Source organism: Solwaraspora sp. WMMB335 (assembly GCF_049179075.1).
Classification (GTDB): domain Bacteria; phylum Actinomycetota; class Actinomycetes; order Mycobacteriales; family Micromonosporaceae; genus Micromonospora_E.
Genome location: NZ_JBMHMF010000001.1, coordinates 5,691,273 through 5,708,851, shown reverse-complemented (window position 1 = coordinate 5,708,851; position 17,579 = coordinate 5,691,273). Strand labels below are relative to the sequence as shown.

16 protein-coding genes are annotated in these 17,579 nt (G+C 72.2%); 8 read left to right on the top strand and 8 right to left on the bottom strand.

The genetic code is table 11. The features are described 5' to 3' along the window. Positions 1-9: 9 nt before the first annotated feature. The 3 genes from ACN27F_RS24955 to ACN27F_RS24945 form a co-directional block, all read right to left on the bottom strand. On the bottom strand, positions 10-1,236 hold the full coding sequence (locus tag ACN27F_RS24955; protein WP_421440429.1) for a Dyp-type peroxidase: 1,227 nt from the start codon (positions 1,234-1,236) through the stop codon (positions 10-12). 35 nt (positions 1,237-1,271) lie between these two features. After that, positions 1,272-1,856 (bottom strand): copper chaperone PCu(A)C, encoded by a 585-nt coding sequence (locus ACN27F_RS24950; protein ID WP_421437482.1) that lies wholly within the window; start codon positions 1,854-1,856, stop codon positions 1,272-1,274. Between the two features lie 68 nt (positions 1,857-1,924). Continuing rightward, positions 1,925-2,554 (bottom strand): copper resistance CopC family protein, encoded by a 630-nt coding sequence (locus ACN27F_RS24945; RefSeq protein WP_421437480.1) that lies wholly within the window; start codon positions 2,552-2,554, stop codon positions 1,925-1,927. Between the two features lie 143 nt (positions 2,555-2,697). Here ACN27F_RS24945 and ACN27F_RS24940 point away from each other — a divergent pair, with 143 nt between their 5' ends. Beyond that, positions 2,698-3,165, top strand: a complete 468-nt coding sequence (locus ACN27F_RS24940) for a Fur family transcriptional regulator (protein ID WP_421437478.1) — start codon at positions 2,698-2,700, stop codon at positions 3,163-3,165. A 7-nt stretch (positions 3,166-3,172) separates the two neighbouring features. On the opposite strand, the gene alaS is transcribed toward ACN27F_RS24940, so the two are convergent. Continuing rightward, positions 3,173-5,833: an alanine--tRNA ligase gene (alaS, locus tag ACN27F_RS24935; protein WP_421437476.1), complete on the bottom strand. Its 2,661-nt coding sequence runs from the start codon at positions 5,831-5,833 to the stop codon at positions 3,173-3,175. Positions 5,834-5,882: 49 nt separating this feature from the next. Between alaS and def the strand changes: the two genes are divergently transcribed. From def to ACN27F_RS24920, 3 genes are all read left to right on the top strand, one after another. After that, positions 5,883-6,434: a peptide deformylase gene (def, locus tag ACN27F_RS24930; RefSeq protein WP_421437474.1), complete on the top strand. Its 552-nt coding sequence runs from the start codon at positions 5,883-5,885 to the stop codon at positions 6,432-6,434. Positions 6,435-6,497: 63 nt separating this feature from the next. Beyond that, the gene (locus ACN27F_RS24925; protein ID WP_421437472.1) at positions 6,498-7,382 is read left to right on the top strand and encodes an ABC transporter substrate-binding protein; all 885 of its coding nucleotides are present in this window, start codon (positions 6,498-6,500) and stop codon (positions 7,380-7,382) included. Positions 7,383-7,568: 186 nt separating this feature from the next. Continuing rightward, positions 7,569-9,092: a catalase gene (locus tag ACN27F_RS24920; RefSeq protein WP_421437470.1), complete on the top strand. Its 1,524-nt coding sequence runs from the start codon at positions 7,569-7,571 to the stop codon at positions 9,090-9,092. Here the strand turns inward: ACN27F_RS24920 and ACN27F_RS24915 are convergent, their stop codons facing one another. Next, the gene (locus ACN27F_RS24915; RefSeq protein ID WP_421437468.1) at positions 9,093-9,629 is read right to left on the bottom strand and encodes a hypothetical protein; all 537 of its coding nucleotides are present in this window, start codon (positions 9,627-9,629) and stop codon (positions 9,093-9,095) included. Beyond that, positions 9,622-10,947, bottom strand: a complete 1,326-nt coding sequence (locus ACN27F_RS24910) for a molybdopterin-dependent oxidoreductase (protein WP_421437467.1) — start codon at positions 10,945-10,947, stop codon at positions 9,622-9,624. Before ACN27F_RS24910 ends, ACN27F_RS24915 begins: the two co-directional genes overlap by 8 nt. Positions 10,948-11,100: 153 nt before the next feature. Between ACN27F_RS24910 and ACN27F_RS24905 the strand changes: the two genes are divergently transcribed. Further along, on the top strand, positions 11,101-12,168 hold the full coding sequence (locus ACN27F_RS24905) for an NAD-dependent epimerase/dehydratase family protein (protein WP_421437466.1): 1,068 nt from the start codon (positions 11,101-11,103) through the stop codon (positions 12,166-12,168). A gap of 26 nt (positions 12,169-12,194) precedes the next feature. Here the strand turns inward: ACN27F_RS24905 and ACN27F_RS24900 are convergent, their stop codons facing one another. Continuing rightward, positions 12,195-13,592 carry a hypothetical protein gene (locus tag ACN27F_RS24900; protein ID WP_421437465.1) on the bottom strand — a complete coding sequence of 466 codons (1,398 nt, stop codon included), beginning with the start codon at positions 13,590-13,592 and terminating at the stop codon, positions 12,195-12,197. A gap of 144 nt (positions 13,593-13,736) precedes the next feature. Here ACN27F_RS24900 and ACN27F_RS24895 point away from each other — a divergent pair, with 144 nt between their 5' ends. Genes ACN27F_RS24895 through ACN27F_RS24885 form a run of 3 tightly spaced genes read left to right on the top strand, consistent with a single transcriptional unit; the run spans position 13,737 to position 15,882 of the window. Next, positions 13,737-14,411 (top strand): glycosyltransferase family 2 protein, encoded by a 675-nt coding sequence (locus ACN27F_RS24895; RefSeq protein WP_421437463.1) that lies wholly within the window; start codon positions 13,737-13,739, stop codon positions 14,409-14,411. Then, on the top strand, positions 14,408-15,196 hold the full coding sequence (locus ACN27F_RS24890; protein ID WP_421437462.1) for a TIGR04282 family arsenosugar biosynthesis glycosyltransferase: 789 nt from the start codon (positions 14,408-14,410) through the stop codon (positions 15,194-15,196). Before ACN27F_RS24895 ends, ACN27F_RS24890 begins: the two co-directional genes overlap by 4 nt. Then, on the top strand, positions 15,193-15,882 hold the full coding sequence (locus tag ACN27F_RS24885; RefSeq protein WP_421437461.1) for a class I SAM-dependent methyltransferase: 690 nt from the start codon (positions 15,193-15,195) through the stop codon (positions 15,880-15,882). The genes ACN27F_RS24890 and ACN27F_RS24885 overlap by 4 nt, the downstream gene beginning before the upstream one ends. A gap of 4 nt (positions 15,883-15,886) precedes the next feature. Here the strand turns inward: ACN27F_RS24885 and ACN27F_RS24880 are convergent, their stop codons facing one another. Continuing rightward, on the bottom strand, positions 15,887-17,524 hold the full coding sequence (locus ACN27F_RS24880) for a glutaredoxin domain-containing protein (protein ID WP_421437459.1): 1,638 nt from the start codon (positions 17,522-17,524) through the stop codon (positions 15,887-15,889). Between the last annotated feature and the right edge of the window lie 55 nt (positions 17,525-17,579).

Here is a 17,579-nt window from a genome sequence, read left to right as displayed (position 1 = left end):
GTTCAGTCCTCAGGCGAGCAGGCTTTCGCCGATCCAGCCGTCGGCCGCGCAGCCGGGTGGGATGGCGAACACCGCCGACCCGATCGGGGTCACCCACTCGTTGAGCAGGTCGTGGTCGGCCAGCCGCTGTTGGATCGGCAGGAACTGGGCGGTGACGTCCGCCTGGTACGCGGCGAAGATCAGTCCACTGTCCGGCGTACCGTCCGGACCGGGCACCCCGTCGTAGTTGTACGGCCGCCGCAGGATCTTGTACCGGTCGTCGGCGATGTGGGCCCGGGTGACGTGCGAGAAGTCCGGCATGATCGGCAGCCCGACCTCGTCGACCGCGGTGAAGTCCGGTTCGTCGGTCTCCTTCTCACCGGTCAGCGGTGCCCCGCTGTCCATCCGGCGCCCGATCACCAGTTCCCTGTCGACCCGGCCCAGCTTGTCCCAGGTCTCCATCTCGGTGCGGATCCGGCGCACCACACAGGTGGTGCTGTCGCGCAGCCAGTCCGGACCGTCAGCGACCCACACCGCCGTGTCGAACGCGTCCGTGCCGGGTGTCGGGTTCGCCGTACCGTCGATCTGCCCCATGATGTTGCGCTGGGTGTGCGCCTCGTGTTCGACGCCACGGCCACGACGGAAGCCCTGCTGCACCCAGCGCACCTGGGCGAACGGCCGGGCGTCCTTGATCAGCATGCGTTGCGCGTGCGCCACCGTCAGCGGATCGTCGGCGCAGATCTGCAGCAGCAGGTCACCGCCGGACCAACCAGGTTCCAACCGGTCGATCGCGAACGCCGGCAGGTCGGCCACCGAATCCGGTCGCCGGTCCGGCACCCCGGCCGCCGCGTACAGTCCCGGACCGAACCCGAACGTCACCGTCAACCGGGCCGGCAGCACGGCCAGCTCCGGCTCGGTGTCGGCCAGCGGTGCCACGCCCTGGGTCAACCGGGCCGTGTCGTCGGTGAGCAGCCGTAGCAGCCGGCCCGCCGCGGCCCGGTCCGTCCCCGCGTTCAGCGTGAACGCGACGAAGGAGGCGTACGCCTGCGGTGCGGTCGCCACCCCGGCCTGTCGTGCGCCGTGGAAGGGCACCGTCTCCGCGCCGAAGTCGACCGGCGTGGTCTCCTCGACGGCAGCGCCCGGACCGGGATCGGCTGTCTGCCGGCCGCCGGGCGCCGCCGCGCCGACCGCCGCCCCGCCGGCCAGCGCGCCGCCGAGCGCGGCGGCACCGCTGGTGAACAGCAGACGGCGGTTCACCGCCGGCCGGGCGAGGCGCTCGTCAGACATGCCACTCAGCCGTTGTCCATGTCCATGTCCATATCGGAGTCGGAGCCGGGGTCGTAGCTCTCCTCCGCGCCGACGAACGGCTTCGCCACCGCGCTGAACTCGTACGTCCCGCCGTCGGCGAACGTCATTGTGAAGGTGAGCTCGTCGCCGGGCTGCACCGCTTCGGCGATGTCCATCAGCATGATGTGATCGCCACCGGGTTCGAGGGTGTGGCTGCCACCGGCCGGTACGGTGATCCCGCCGTCCTTCTCCCGCATCACCATCGTGCCGTCCTGCATAGCCATCTCGTGCAGTTCGATCGGCGAGATCTCGGTCTCGACGGCGGTGATGGTGATGTCCGCGTCGGTGTCGTTGACCAGCACTCCGAACGCGGCGGTCATGCCCTCGTCAGCGGCCTTCACCCACGGATCCTCGATGACGAGACCCGCGCTCTCCTGCGCCGCCGGGCTGTCCGACGGCGTCGACTCCGCTGTCGACGACCCGTCGCCGCCGCAGCCGGCCAGGGCCACCACGACACCGGCGAACCCGGACAGCACCGCGAGCCGCCGCGCCTTCTTGCGTACCGAACCAGCCTGGACCGCTGTTGCCATGCGCGTTCTCCTCACGAGTCGTACGCCCGAGTAGTCGCGCCGTGCCGCAACCGAGTTCCGGGTATGACCTAGGTCACACGCCGACGACGCACGACAAATACCCCCACACCCACTCCGACGATCACGAGGACCACCCCGCCGACCAGGTACGGCCACCACCCGAGGCCGTCGGTCGGCTCCGGCTGCGCCTGCACGGGCTCCACCGTCTCGCTCCCGTCCGCGGCGGCGCTCGCCGCCGCGGCACCGGAGGCGGCGACGAGCGGCGCGTTCACCGCGAACCGGAACGACCCCTGCACCGGGTGGCCGTCGGTCGACACCACCCGGTACGCCACCGTGTAGACCCCGTCCGGCAACGGCTCCACCGGGCGCACCACACCCCGCTGCTGATCGACCACCGGGCCCTCGATCGGCACCTGCGCACCAGCGGCATCACTGACCACGATGGTGGTGAACTCACCGTTGAGCCGCTCGATGAACACCAGCTCGATCTCTTCCGGCGACTGCGCCACCCGGGTGTTCTGCCCGGGCTGCGAACTCACCAGCGCGTTGTGCGCCGCCGCCGGCGACGCCGGCACCAGCAGGGTGGCGGCCACAACGGCGGTCACCACGGCGGTGACGGACACGGCCACGCTCAGACCCCGCGCGGCGAGGGCGACGCCACGGCGACCACGTACGGACATGTCGGCTGCTGCCTGCACGGACGGCACCTCCTCGGTCAGGGCTCCTGAACTCGGCCCAGAATCGATTGAACACCACTCACGTCGCGACGCTCGCCGCCGGTCGGGCGGCACTCGCCGCCGGCTGGGCTGGCGCGGCGCGGATTCGGCTACCGTTGGCCGTGATGACTACCACGGCCGCGTCTGCCCGCGCCGAACGGGCCTGGGAGCTGCTGGTGGCCGCCGGCGCCCGGCGGACCTGGGCGCGTCGGCTGGTGGTGGACGTGCTGGCCGCATCCGCGGAGCACGTGTCGGTCGGTGTCATTCATCAACGGGTCGTGGCGGCCCGACCCCAGGTCAACATCTCGACGGTGCACCGTACGGTGTCGTTTCTGGTCGAGCACGGGGTGGCGCACGTGCTGCAATGGCCGGGCGAGGTGCTGTACGGCCTGAACGAGAGTCCACACGTACACGCGGTCTGCGAGCAGTGCGGCCGGCACAGTGAGCTACCGGCCGGCCGGCTGGCAGCCGTCCTCGCCGAGGCCCGCAGCAGAAGCGGACTCGACATCGGCTCGACTGGCATTGCGCTGTTCGGCCGGTGCCCGACATGTGCCGCCGGGCCACACCGGACGGCGCGGGTGCCCAGCGGGTAGACGAGGTTCACGCGTCGGCGAGCAGGGCACCGATCGCCGGCGGGACCGTCGTCAGATCCCCTTGCCCCTGCCGGGTGCCCTGAGCGAGGGCCGCTGAACCTCCACCACGCCCGCCCGGCAGGTTTTTGATCAGGTCGGCGGCGGAGACGCCGCGGGCGACCGCGGCGGGATTGGCCGCGATCACGACCCGGCTCCCGGTGCCGGCGGGCACGGCGACGGTGACGACACCGGGCCGGTCGGCCGGAAAGCTGTCGCGGACGAGCTCCGCGAGCTGGCGAGGATCGGCACCGTCGGTGACGGTGGTACCGGCGTAGGCGAAACCGGCGACCTCGGCAGCGCCGTCGACCAGCCGGACCGCTTCGGCCCGCAGGAGTTGCCGCTGCAGGCGTTCGGCACGGCGCTCGGCCGCCTTGGCCCGGCCGATCAGGGCGTGCACCTTGTCGGCGAGTTCCTCCCGGGGTGCCTTGAGCTGCTCCGCGAGTTGGGTGACCAGGTCACGTTCCCGAGCCAGATAGCGAAATGCCTCGATTCCGGTAACGGCCTCGATCCGGCGTTGCCCGGCCCCCACCGATGACTCCGAAGTCACGGCGATCGCGGCGATCTGCGCCGACCGGTCGACATGGGTACCGCCGCACAGCTCCCGGGAGAAGTCACCGCCGATTTCGACCACCCGGACGACGTCGTCGTAGGTCTCACCGAACAGCGCCAGCGCGCCGGCCTGCCGGGCGGCGGCCAACGGCATCAGCTCGACGGTGACCGGGAAGTCGGCTCGTACGGCCTGGTTGGCGATGTCCTCGACCTCGCTCCTGGCCTGTGCGGACAGTCCGCCCCGCCAGCCGAAGTCCAGGCGCAGATAGCCGGGACGGTTGAAGGAGCCGGACTGCGACGCGGTCGGCCCGAGCACGTGGCGCAGCGCGGCGTGCACCACATGGGTACCGGAGTGGGCTTGCCTGGCTCCGATCCGCCAGTCGGGGTCGACCGCGGCCTGCACCGTGTCATCGGCGGCCAGGGTGCCGTCGAGGATCCGGAGCGTGTGCGCGACGAGCCCTTTCACGGGGCGTTGGACATCGATGACCTCGGCCCGTCCGTCCGGCCCGGTGATCGTGCCCGCGTCGGATGCCTGGCCACCGGACTCGGCGTAGAACGGGGTGCGGTCGAGGACCGCCGTGACGACCGCACCGGCGACGGCGACGGTGACCGGCCCGTCGGCGTCGTACATCGCCAGGACGCGGGATTCGGTTTCCAGCCGCTGGTAGGCGAGCCACTCGGTGGCGCCGTGCGCGTCGAGCACCGCCCGGTACGCGGAGCGGTCCGCGTGCCCGGTCTTGCGGGCCTGCGCGTCGGCCTTGGCCCGGGCCTGCTGGTCGGCCATCAGCGCGCGGAATCCGGCCTCGTCGACGGCGAGGCCGTGCTCGGCGGCGATCTCCATGGTCAGGTCGACCGGGAAGCCGTACGTGTCGTGCAGCTGGAAGACCTGCTGCCCGCTGAGCCGACTGCCGCCGGACCGCCTGGTGGCGGTGATGGCGGTGTCCAGGATCGCGGTCCCGGTCCGCAGCGTCGCCCGGAACGTCTCTTCCTCACCGTATGCCTGGTCGCTGATGCGGCCGAAGTCGGCGGCGATCTCCGGGTAGGACGGGGCCATGCAGTCCCGGGCGATCGGTAGCAGTTCCGGCAGGGCCGGATCCGCCCGACCGAGCAGCCGCATCGCGCGGATCGCCCGGCGCAGAATCCGCCGCAGCACGTAGCCACGGCCTTCGTTTCCCGGTGTGACACCATCCGCGATGATCATCAGCGCGGCGCGGACGTGGTCCGCCACCACCCGCAACCGTACGTCGTCAGGATGGGACGTTCCGTGCGCACGGTACCGCTTCCTGGTGAGTTCGGCGGCGCGGGCCAGGATCGGGCTCACCTCGTCGATCTCGTACAGGTTGTCGACGCCCTGCAGCAGCACGGCCATCCGCTCCAGGCCCATCCCGGTGTCGATGTTGCGCGCCGGCAACCTGCCGACGATCGGGTAGTTCTCCTTGTCGCTGCCGGGACCGCGTTCGTACTGCATGAACACGAGGTTCCAGAACTCCAGGTAGCGCTCCTCGTCGATGTCCGGGCCGCCCGGACGGCCGTACGCGCCACCGCGGTCATAGAACAGCTCCGAACACGGCCCGCACGGACCCGGGATCCCCATCGACCAGTAGTTGTCGGCCTTGCCGCGACGCACGATGCGCGCCGCGGGCAGGCCGATCTGCCGCTGCCACAGGTCGATCGCCTCGTCGTCGTCGAGGTACACGCTGACCCAGATCCGCTCCGGATCGAGGCCCAGCCCGCCGGCCCGCACGCCACCGGTGGCCAACTCCCAGGCGTACCGGATCGCCTGGTCCTTGAAGTAGTCGCCGAAGGCGAAATTGCCGTTCATCTGGAAGAAGGTGCCGTGCCGCGAGGTCTTCCCCACCTCGTCGATGTCCGGGGTGCGCACGCACTTCTGCACGCTGGCCACCCGCGCGGCGCCGGGGGCCCGCTGACCCAGGAAGTACGGCACGAACGGCACCATGCCGGCGTTGACGAACAGCAGGTTCGGGTCCTCGACCGCCGGTAGCGGGGCACTCGGCACGACCGTGTGGCCGAGCCGCTCGAAGTGGTCGAGGAACCGTCGCTTGATCTCGGCCGTACGCACCCAGACAGCCTACCTGCAACCGAATTGCAAATGCGGGTAGTGTGCGGTCATGCCGACCAACCGGGGGACAGCCCACCCGATCACGTACTACGGGACACCGGTGCTGCACCGCCGCTGCGCCGCGGTGACCGTCTTCGGCCGGTCACTGGCGGACCTCGTCGACGACATGTACGCCTCGATGTACGCCGCGAACGGCGTCGGCCTCGCCGCGAACCAGATCGGCGTCGACGCCCGTGTCTTCGTCTACGACTGCCCGGACGGCGACGACGTCCGCCGGACCGGACACGTGGTCAACCCGGTACTGCGGACCGCGACCGCGCTGGCCGGCATCGACGACGGCAGCGAGGGCTGTCTGTCGGTCCCCGGACCCAGCGCGTCGGTGCCGCGCGCCACGCTCGCCACGGTCACCGGCGTCGACCTACGCGGCGACCCCGTCACGGTCACCGGCACCGGATTCTTCGCCCGATGTCTGCAGCACGAGACCGACCACCTCGACGGCATCGTCTACGTCGACCGGCTACCCGCTGGCGTCCGCGCCTCGTTGTTGCGCCAGGCCGGCCTCGGTACCGTTGACCTCGACAGCATTCACCCCGGCGGTTGACCTGTGCCACTGGTGCTGGAGGATCGAAACCTGGCCGTCCTAACCGGTCCGGATAATGACCGGATGCGTCTGGTGTCGTTGCTGCCGTCGGCGACGGAGATCGTCTACGCGCTCGGGTTGGACGGCGATCTGGTCGGGGTGACGTTCGAGTGCGACGAGCCGCCGACCGCCCGGCGGGACAAGGCCGTCGTCGTCGGCGGTCGGGACACCCGGGGCATGACCCCGGCGGAGATCGACAGCTACGTCAAGGGCCGGATGGCGGCCGGGGACGACCTGTACACACTGCACGCCGACGCGTTGGCCGACCTGGCGCCGGATCTGATCCTGACCCAGGACCTGTGTCGGGTGTGCGCGCTGCCGTCCGGTCAGGTGTCCGACGCCCTCGACCACCTCGGCTGCCGTGCCGACGTGCTGTCGCTCGACCCGTACACCCTTGACGAGGTGCTCGACACCATCGTCGCGGTCGGCGCGCGTACCGGCGTACCCGGTCGGGCCGGCGCGCTGGTCGCCGGCCTGCGCCGCCGGCTCGCGGCGGTGGCCGCCGCGGTCGCCGACGCCGCCGCACCCCGGGTGGCGGTCGTGGAGTGGGTCGACCCGCCGTTCACCGCCGGCCACTGGGTGCCGGACCTGGTGTCGGCCGCCGGCGGCAGCCCGGTCGTCGCCCGTCCGGGTGCCCGGTCGACGCAGACCACCTGGGACGCCTTCGCCGCCGCCGACCCGGACGTGGTGCTGGTCACACCGTGCGGGTTCCACCTCGACGGGGCCGCCCGGCAGGCCCGGGTGGTGGCGGACCGGCTGCCGGGCGTACCGGTGTGGGCGCTCGACGGTGACTCCCTCATCGTCCGGCCCGGACCGCGCCTGGTCGACGGGGTCGAAACCATCGCCGCCGTGCTGCACCCCGACCGGGTGCCGGCCGCGCCGGTCGGCACGGCCACCCGCGTCGCCTGACCGGCGTCGGCGTGGAGTTCACCGCACATCTGCGGTCCGTACGCCAGCATGAGCGGTGCCTTCCAGGTCAGACCGGTGATCGCCGGAAGGCCTGAAATCGTCGTCGGTGGGGTATGGGGTGCCGGATGGCGCGCAGCGAGCCGGAGCGCGCGACGAGCCAGAACCAACCCTAGGGAGGAGTGCCCGATGACCGATCACCCGCGCCCACCGACCACCACCGATGCCGGGGTGCCCGTCGCCAGCGACGAGCACTCGCTGTCCGTCGGGCCGGACGGTCCGCTGCTGCTGCAGGACCACTACCTGATCGAGCAGATGGCGACCTTCAACCGGGAACGCGTTCCGGAGCGGCAACCGCACGCCAAGGGCGGTGGCGCCTTCGGCGCCTTCCGGGTGACCCGGGACGTGAGCGCCTTCACCCGGGCGGCCGTCTTCCAGCCCGGCACCGAGACCGAGACGATCGTCCGGTTCTCCACCGTCGCTGGCGAGCGCGGCAGCCCGGACACCTGGCGCGACCCCCGCGGATTCGCGGTGAAGCTCTACACCAGCGACGGCAACCTGGACATCGTCGGTAACAACACACCGGTCTTCTTCATCAAGGACCCGATGAAGTTCCAGCACTTCATCCGCTCGCAGAAGCGCCGGGCCGACAACAACCTGCGCGACCACGACATGCAGTGGGACTTCTGGACCCTGTCACCGGAGTCGGCGCACCAGGTCACCTGGCTGATGGGCGACCGGGGCATCCCGCGCACATGGCGGCACATGAACGGGTACGGCAGCCACACGTACATGTGGATCAATGCCGAAGGGGAGCGATTCTGGGTCAAGTATCACTTCAAGACCGACCAGGGTATCGAGTTCTTCACCCAGGACGAGGCCGACCAGATGGCCTCGGCCGACACCGACTACCACCAGCGGGACCTGTACGAGCACATCGCCGCCGGCCGGTTCCCGTCCTGGACGCTGTACGTGCAGATCATGCCGTTCTCCGACGCGAAGACGTACCGGTTCAACCCGTTCGACCTGACGAAGGTCTGGCCGCACCGCGACTACCCGCTCCGGGAGGTCGGCAAGCTGACCTTGAACCGCAACGTCACCGACTACCACACCGAGATGGAGCAGGTGGCCTTCGAGCCGAACAACACGGTGCCGGGCACCGGACTGTCGCCGGACAAGATGCTGCTGGCCCGCGGGTTCAGCTACGCCGACGCGCACCGCGCCCGGCTCGGGGTCAACTACAAGCAGATCCCGGTCAACTCGCCGAAGGTGCCGGTGCACAGCTACGCCAAGGACGGCGCGATGCGCATCCACAACGTGACCGACCCGGTGTACGCGCCGAACTCGTACGGCGGCCCGCGGGCGCAGCCGGGGCGCACCGACGACGGCGGCACCTGGTACGCCGACGGCGAGATGGTGCGCTCGGCGTACACGGCGCACGCCGAGGACGACGACTGGAGCCAGGCCGGCACCATGGTGCGCGAGGTCCTCGACGACGCGGCCCGCGACCGGCTGGTCGACAACGTGGTCGGTCACCTGCTCAACGGGGTGAGCGAGCCGGTGCTGCGGCGGGCCTTCGAATACTGGCGCAACGTCGACAAGCACCTCGGTGACCGGATCGAGGCGGGGGTACGCGCCAAGCAGGGCGACAAGGATCCCAAGGCCGCCGGGCAGGCCAACCCGGCCCGGTCGAGCATGCAGGCCAAGGCCTGATCACGGAGGTGACCGGCGGGCGACGAGCAGTCGCGCGACGAGCACCAGTCCGCTGACCGCGAACATCACCGCCGTGAGCACCAGCCAGCGGCCCAGGTACGGCTCCTGGGTCAGGCCGGTCGCGGACGTGAAGGTGCCGCTGCCCAGCCGCAGGATGCCGGGCAGGTAGACCAGGAACAGCAGGACCGAGCCGAGCACCGGCACCCGGACGTGGTTCACCACCGACAGCCGGACCGGCCGGGCGCCGGTGCCGTACCCGGCCCGGCCGGCCGTGAGCAGCGCCCGGTCGGCCGCCGCGTACACCGGGAACATCACCAGATCATGGATGATCACCGCGGCCACGAACCAGATCAGCATCCGTACGGCGGTGGCCTCGCCGGCCAGCCGCAGTGCCACCCAGCCGGCGATCGCGAAGCAGCCGACCAGCAACAGCAGGTGCCAGACCGGTGCGCCGTAGCCGGACCGGAACCGGTTGGCCGGCGCGCCCGACGCGGACTGGTCGTGTTCACTCGACGCGGGCCGACCACGTTCACTCATCGCCGCCGCCGATCTGGAACTCGATGGTTGCCACCCACTTGGTGCAGTGCACGCCGGGCAGGGCGGGCACGATGATCCGGGCCGGGAAGCCATGGTCGAGCGAAAGATCGACCCCGTTGACCCGCAACGCCAGCAACGAATCGGGATCCAGCACCTGGTTGGCCTGCAGGGTCGCCTTGCTGAACAGCCCGCCACGCTGGATCGAGCTGACCGTGGCCGAAGCCGGCTCGGGCACCCCGGCCAGGGCGGCGAGGTCCCGTAGCCGGACCCCGGTCCAGGTCTGCAGCGTCGACCAGCCTTCCACGCAGGCGATCGGCAGCCGGGCGGTGTGCAGCCGCATGCCGAGCAGCTGCTCCCGGCTCAGCCGTACCGTACCGTCGGCGTCGGCGTCGCTGTCGCCGCGCAGCTCCAGCCGCCAGCCGGCCCCGGTGTCGGCCTGCTGAATGCCGGCGGCGGCGGCCGTCCGGTTGACCGGAAAGCCGTTCGGCCCGTCGCCGGGCTGCCGGCCCCGGGGCAGCAGCAGGGCCAGCCGCCGCCACCGGCCGTCCAGGCTCTGCCCGACGGTCAGCACGGCCAGCAGCAGCGCTCCGCCGCCGGTCAGGGCCAGCGCCCCGCGCCGGCTCATGGTCGGCGGTCCGGGCCGGGGCGCGACCAGACCGTCGGGATCGGGCGGCTCGGGCCGGGTCGCGGCTCGCGGGGTACGCAGCTCGGCGCGCAGCGACCGCGACCGCAGGGCCGACACCAGCCGGGGCAGCTTGAGTACCACGTGTACGACGAACGCGGCGGTGAACACCCACGCTCCGAAATAGTGCGCGGTGTAGAAGTCGAAACCGAACAGGTACGCGTACTGCACGTTGAGCACACCGGTGACGGTCTGGAACAGGATCCCACCGACCAACAGCACCAACGAAAGCCGCTCCAGCGCCTGTGCCACCGAACGTACCGGTGGCCAGGCGAACAGTTTCGGGATCACCGACCACAGTTTGGCCAGGACCACCGGGATCAGCGCGATGCCGAGCGCGACGTGCAGGCCCTGGCTGACCCGGAACAGCCAGGAGGGGCGGGTCGGCCAGTCGAAGTACGGCAGCCGCAGCCAGCCGACATCGCGCGGAAACGCCTGACCGAACTGCGGGCCGTAGGCGAGGTAGTCGAACAGTCCGGTGACGATCACCAGCGGCAGCCCGATCAGCAGGACGAGGCCGAAGACCGAGGTCAGCCAGGGACCCCGCAACGGGCTGCGCCACCGGCCGGCGACGCCGGTCGGCCCGGCGGCGGAGCCGGGGCCGTCCTCCGGTGCCGAATCAGTCGTGGCGGGCATGACCGGCACGCTAGTCGCGACGAAACCGGTCAGGACCCGATTCGGCGATTACGGATTCCTTACGCGGCGCGTCCGCGCTTGTCCTATTACGGAATCCTGACGGCTGGTACCGAACCGGTCCGGCCGGCCCCTCAGCCGCAATACCGTGAGCGGATGCGGATACTGCTCACCGGCGCGGCCGGGTTCATCGGATCGCACGTCGCCGATCTGCTGGTCGACGAGGGGCACGAGGTGGTGGCACTGGACGCGTTGCTGCCGCAGGCGCACGGCGGCGCGGCACCCGACTGGTCACGACGGCACGATCTGATCCTCGGCGACGTCCGCGACGGTGACCTGCTGGACCGGCTGCTGCCCGGCGTGGACGCGGTCTGCCACCAGGCGGCGATGGTCGGCCACGGCCTCGACCCGTCCGACGCGCCGAGCTACGCCGGCCACAACGACTACGGCACGGCAGTGCTGCTCGCCGCCATGCACCGGGCCGGAGTGACCCGGCTGGTGCTGGCCAGTTCGATGGTGGTGTACGGCGAGGGCCGCTACACCTGCGCCGAGCACGGCGTCGTCCGTCCGGTTCCCCGCCGCCCGGACGACCTGGCCGCTGGGCGCTACGATCCGCGCTGCCCGACCTGCGACATCCCGCTGGGCTGGGCCCGGGTGCCCGAGGACGCGCCGCTGCAGCCGCGCAGCACGTACGCGGCGAGCAAGCTCGCCCAGGAACACCTGGCAGCGGCCTGGACCCGGCAGACCGACGGCGGCGGCTGGGCGCTGCGCTACCACAACGTCTACGGGCCACGGATGCCGCGCAACACCCCGTACGCCGGGGTCGCGTCGCTGTTCCGGTCGGCGTTGGCCGAGGGCCGGCCGCCGGTGGTGCTGGAGGACGGCCGGCAGCAGCGCGACTTCGTCCACGTCACCGACGTCGCCCGGGCCAACCTGCGGGCGCTGCTCGCCGAGCGGCCGACCGGCCTGGTGCCGGTGAACATCTGCTCGGGTGAACCGCACACCGTCGGCGAACTGGCGCAGACCCTCGCGACGGCGATGGGCGGGCCGGCACCGGTGATCGCCGGCGGGGCACGAGGACCGGACGTACGGCACGTGGTGGCCGACCCCGGCCGGGCGGCCCGGCTGCTCGGCTTCACCGCCCGGGTCGGCTTCGCCGAAGGGGTCGCCGCCTTCGCCACCGACCCGCTGCGCGAGCCGGCCGCGCTGCCGTTGCCGGCCTGAGCGCGCTCGGTCCCGCCCGAGCGTGGTCAGGACAGGGTGAACAGCAGGTGGTTGACGGCCAGCGCGGTCGCCGCCTGCCCGGCCAGCCACCAGCGACGCGAGCGCTCCGGCAGGTGGGCGGTGGCGACCAGCAGCCACACCACGAACGGCAGCCAGATCCGCTCTACTTCGGATTTACTCAGCCCGGACAGGTCGGCCGCTCCGATGGCGACGGCCGCGACCAGCGGAAGCACGATCGTCGGCTGAGCAGCCGCCCGGAACCGGCCGCCGAGCCGGCGCGGCTCGCTGAACTCATCGGCCAGCGCGGTCGAACCGGCCCGGCGCACGGCCAGTCGGGCAGCCCCGACCGTGCGGCGCAGCGCCGGCCCGGCGACCAGACCGGCGGACAGCAGCATCGCCGCCAGGTTGGCCCACACCCAGTAGCCGTACGGGCGTTCGGCGGCCCAGCCCTGGTAGTACCGTTCGACGACCAGCTGATAGCCCTCCCACCACCAGAAGCCGGCCAGGGTGAACGCGACGACGACGGCCGCCACGCCAGCGCCGGCGGTCAGTAGCGCCGGCAGCAACCGCCCGCCACGCAACGCCAGCACCGCCAGGGCGAGCGGCCCGATCAGCACGAACCCGTACGACAGGTAGAGCACGAAGCCGAGCAGCACTCCCCCGGTTAGCAGCGCGCCCGGGTGGCGGGCGGCCAGCAGGGCCAGCCCGGCGGCGACGATCCCGGTGAACGCCCCGTCACCGGAGGAACCGATCCACACCGCGCCGGGCAGCAGCACCAGGAACGGCAGCACGGCGCGGGCGGCGTCTTCGGCGCCGAGCCGGCGCAGCGCCGCCGGCACGCTGACCGCCATCGTCGCGCCGATCAGGATGCAGGCCAGGCCAGCGGCGGTGCCACCGCCGAGGCCGACACGGTCCAGCCAGACGAACAACAGCAGGGCGCCCGGCGGGTGCCCGGCGGTGTGGGTGGACCACGAGCCGGGCTGAAAGTCGATGATCCGATCGCTGAAGCCGGCCAGCATCGCCGGGATGCTGTCGATCCGGTGCACCTCGTGCAGGTACTCGGCCTGGTTGGTGAGGCGTTCGGTGACCCCGGCGGTCCAGCCGTCGATCAGGGCCAGGGACATGATCCAGGCCACCGCGGCCAGGTACGCGACGCCGAGCAGCCGGCCCCAGCGGGCGGTACGCGCCCAGCGCACCCCCCAGCCGACGACCGCGACGGCGATCGCGACCGCGACCGGAGTACCCCAACCGACGTGCGGGCGCCAGAACGCGTACAGCGGCGCGGTTTCGGCGTAGAGGCGTACCCCACGCTGGTTGAGCACCGCGCCGACGACGACGGCGGCCAGGATCAGCGCCAGCTCGACCCCGAGGACGATCAGGTCGGCGCGGCCGGACCGCCGGCCGGCGGCGGGATCAGGTGTCATGACCACCGGACGGTACGGCGTGCGCCGGCTCCTCGGTGGCGCAACGAGCGGGCCGTAACCCTCCGGTAAGAATTGCCGCCCGTAAGACTTCCGTAAGCCCGGAACCCCCGTCGGCCAGGGGTGATTCGTCCTAGCGTCGGCGGTATGCCGACACCGATCGACGTGGTGCTGCCCTGCCTCGACGAGGCGGCCGCCCTGCCGGGCGTGCTCACCGCGCTGCCGCCAGGTTACCGGGCGATTGTCGTGGACAACGGTTCCCGGGACGGATCCCCGCAGGTCGCCGCGGCGCACGGGGCCCGGGTGGTGCACGAACCGCGCCGCGGGTACGGGGCCGCGGTACACACCGGCCTGCTGGCCGCCGAAACCGAACTGGTCTGCGTGCTCGACGCCGACGGGTCGTTCGTCCCAGCCGAACTGCCGGTGCTGGTGGAGCCGGTGGCGTCCGGACGCGCCGAGATGGCCGTGGGCCGGCGCCGGCCGGTGTCGGCGCGGGTCTGGCCGTGGCACGCCCGAGCCGGCACCGCGCTGGTCGCGGCGCTGCTGCGGCACCGTGGCGTACCGCTGTGGGATCTGAGCCCGATCCGGGTGGCCCGTCGCGCGGCGCTGCTGGATCTCGGCGTCACCGACCGGGCTTTCGGCTACCCGCTGGAGCTGCTGATCCGGGCGGCCGGTGCCGGCTGGCGCATCGTCGAGCTGGACGTGACGTACGCGCCACGGACGATCGGCACCCGGTCCAAGGTGTCCGGCTCGGTGCGCGGCACGTTCCGGGCGACCCGCGACTTCGTCGGGGTACTGCGTACCGTGGACGGCTCCCGGTGACCGTCCTGCTGGTGATGGCGAAGGCACCGGTGGCCGGACGGGCGAAGACCCGACTGTGCCCACCGGCCACCCCGGTGCAGGCCGCCCGGCTCGCCACCGCCGCCCTGCTGGACACCGTCGAAGCGGTCGAGGCGAGCGGCGCAGCGACGCCGGTGCTGGCGCTGGCCGGCCGGTTGTCCGACGCCGACGGGTACCCGGGTGCCGCCGAGGAACTGGCCGTGGCGGTCGCCGGCTGGCGGGTGCTGCCGCAGCGCGGTGACGGGTTCGCCGACCGGCTGGCGAACGCGTACGCCGACGTGGCGGCGGCCTACCCGGGGCGACCGGTGCTGCAGATCGGGATGGACACCCCGCAGCTGACCGGAACGCGGCTGAGCGCCGCCGCCGGATCGCTGACCGGCCTCGGCCGACGGCAAGGTCCTGGCCGACGGGAAGGCCTCGGCCGACGGCAAAGCCTCGGCCGGCGGCAAGGTCCTGGCCGACGGGAAGGTACCGACGCGGTGCTCGGCTTCGCCGCCGACGGCGGCTGGTGGGCGTTGGGCCTGCGCGATCCGCAGCACGCCGAGGCGCTGCGACGGGTGCCGATGTCGACGTCGCGTACCGGGCGCGACACCTGGGCGGCGCTGCGCGGGCGAGGGCTGCGGGTGGCATCGCTGCCGGTGCTGCGGGACGTCGACGAGTGGCGGGATGCGCTGGTGGTGGCTGACGCGATCCCGGGCGGCCGGTTCGCCGCCCAGGTCGCCACGGCCACGGCCGCGCGGGTACTGGTCGCCGGGGTCGGTCGGTGACCGCCGTCCCGGGCCGGTACGCGGCCGACAGCCGGCAGGCCGCCGACAGCGGTTTCGCCGCCGCACTGCTCGCCCCGACGGCGGGCGGGCACTGGTTGGTGCAGGGCGACGGTGTCCGGTGGCGGTTGCCGGTGGAGCGGTGGCACGGCCCGGTCGAGGCGGCGACCGTCGCGGTGGTCGACCGGTGTTCCGGACCGACCCTGGATCTGGGTTGCGGTCCGGGCCGGGTCACGGTGGCACTGGCCAGGGCCGGAGTGACGGCGGTCGGGGTGGACGTGTCCGCCCGGGCGGTGGCGCTGACCCGGGCCCGGGGCGGGGTCGCGATCCACCGTGACCTGTTCGACGAACTGCCCGGCGAAGGCCGGTGGCGGCACGCCGTACTGCTGGATGGCAACATCGGTATCGGCGGCGATCCGGTGGCGTTGCTGCACCGCTGCCGGTCGCTGCTGCATCCGCAGGGCACCGTGCTGGTCGAGCTGGAGCCGCCCGGGGTGGGGCTGTGGCGTGGGTACGCGCACGTGGTCACCGCCGCCACCCGGGGCCGGCCCCTGCTGGGGCCGGCGTTCCGGTGGGCCCGGCTCGGCGTACGGGCGGTGCGCGGCACCGCCGCCGCCAGTGGGCTGGCGGTCCGGGAGGTGTTCCGCGACGCCGGACGGTGGTTCGGCGAGCTGACCGTGTCGCGGTGAGCAGCTACCGGTCGCCGGCCGGCGACGAGCCGTCCGGCAACGGAGCGTCCGGCAACGGGTAGCGCAGGACCAGCGGATCGGTTTCCAGGTCGTGTCGGGTGAGGAACTCGCGTACCGGTGATTCGACGGCCGGCCCGGTCAGCGCGACGAACCGCTGGATCATCGAGGCGACCGCGCAGACGACGGCGAGCTCGACCAACTCGTCGGCGTCGAAAAGGTCGATGACCGGCTGCACATGCCGCCGTGGGGTCACCAACGGGACCTGGGCGGACAGCCAGGCCAGCCGTAGCGCCGCGCGTTCCCGATCGTCGAAGACGCCGCCGTCGCCGGCACGGCCGGTGGCGGCGGCCACGCAGCGGTCGACCCGGGTCACCGCGTCCGGCCGGTCCGGAGCCGCGGTGTAGGCGAGGTAGCCTTCGACCGCGGCCAGGTAGGCGTGGTCCCGGGCGACGGCCGACACCCGGGCCATCAGATGCTTGAGGTCGGTGGGGATTCGCGCGTGCGACCGCTCGCCCATCAGTTCGACGTACAGGTGGCAGTGCCGGCGGCGTTGCGCGGCCGGCCAGGCCCGCACCCAGGCCGGGACGAAGCTCAGCTCGCGCACGGCGTACGTGTCCAGGTCGCCGACCAGCGCGTCGTAACCGGCCATCAGCTGCGCCAACGACGGCCCGCCGGACGGTAGGTCGTGGTCAAGGTTGCGCGGGTTGGCATCGCCGACGGCGTGCCGGCCGGCGGCCACACCGCGCGCGCTGGCCGTCGCCGCCCAGTCGCCCTCGATCTCCAGGCCGGTCAGGTCGTTGAACACGTTCAGGAAGCCGAACGACGCCACCACCATGGTGAGCGCGTCCATCCTGGCCTGGGCGTCGCCGTCGCCATGACGGGCCACGCCGACGGTGTCGCGGACCTCGGCCAACGCCTGCGGGGTGACCGCGTTGCGGGTGGCTCGGGCCGCCAGGTCGGCCAGGGCGGCCTCGTGCGGCCCGGTGCCGTCCGGGCTTTCCTGGCCTGCCGCGCCGGGTACGGCGACAGCGTGCGTCATGCAGTACGAGCAGCCGTGCGCGTGGGACGTCGCGTAGGCGACCGCGGACATCACCGGCCGGCCGAGCCGCTGCCCGCCGGCCTGCACCGCCGCCGCGTTCTGGCAGTAGACGAAGAGCTTGTACGCTGCCGGCCAGCGATGCAGGTAGGCGAAGGTGTTGGGCCAGAAGCCGAAGAACCTTCGGTACATGTGCAGGATCGGCCAGGTCTGCGGGTCGGGATCGTGCGTGCCGTCGCTGGTGGGAATGACGGTGGACAGCGGGAGGTCGGCGGCCCCGCGGGCCAGCTCGTCGTCGGGGTACGCGTCGACGTCCAGGTCGCCGTGGGGTGGTGCCGTGGTCAGTGCGGCCAGCCGGCCGGTCACGGCCAGCCGGTCCAGGTCGTCGGCGCTGCCGACGTGGTAGTCGCCGAGGAAGACCTGCGGGACGGTGTGCGCGCCGGAGAAGTAGGCGCTGGCGTCGGCGGTGCGGGCGTCGGCGGTGACGTCGTACGGCTGGAAGTCGATGCCTTCGTCGGTGAGCGTGCGCTTGGCGCGGGCGCAGAACACACAGTCGGGTTTGGTGAAGGCACGCACGGTCGGGCGGGCGGGCAGGGGTGGGTGCACGATATGCCTCCTCATGGTCGCGGCTACCGGGCCCCGGAGTGATTTGTTGAGCATA

Excerpts from the sequence above, each read along its gene's own strand:
- ACN27F_RS24910 (WP_421437467.1), bottom strand. The coding sequence starts at position 10,947 with ATGCCCGCCACGACTGATTCGGCACCGGAGGACGGCCCCGGCTCCGCC.
- ACN27F_RS24925 (WP_421437472.1), top strand. The coding sequence starts at position 6,498 with ATGCGTCTGGTGTCGTTGCTGCCGTCGGCGACGGAGATCGTCTACGCG.
- ACN27F_RS24920 (WP_421437470.1), top strand. The coding sequence starts at position 7,569 with ATGACCGATCACCCGCGCCCACCGACCACCACCGATGCCGGGGTGCCC.
- ACN27F_RS24915 (WP_421437468.1), bottom strand. The coding sequence starts at position 9,629 with ATGAGTGAACGTGGTCGGCCCGCGTCGAGTGAACACGACCAGTCCGCG.
- ACN27F_RS24940 (WP_421437478.1), top strand. The coding sequence starts at position 2,698 with ATGACTACCACGGCCGCGTCTGCCCGCGCCGAACGGGCCTGGGAGCTG.
- def (WP_421437474.1), top strand. The coding sequence starts at position 5,883 with ATGCCGACCAACCGGGGGACAGCCCACCCGATCACGTACTACGGGACA.
- ACN27F_RS24905 (WP_421437466.1), top strand. The coding sequence starts at position 11,101 with ATGCGGATACTGCTCACCGGCGCGGCCGGGTTCATCGGATCGCACGTC.
- ACN27F_RS24900 (WP_421437465.1), bottom strand. The coding sequence starts at position 13,592 with ATGACACCTGATCCCGCCGCCGGCCGGCGGTCCGGCCGCGCCGACCTG.
- ACN27F_RS24950 (WP_421437482.1), bottom strand. The coding sequence starts at position 1,856 with ATGGCAACAGCGGTCCAGGCTGGTTCGGTACGCAAGAAGGCGCGGCGG.
- ACN27F_RS24895 (WP_421437463.1), top strand. The coding sequence starts at position 13,737 with ATGCCGACACCGATCGACGTGGTGCTGCCCTGCCTCGACGAGGCGGCC.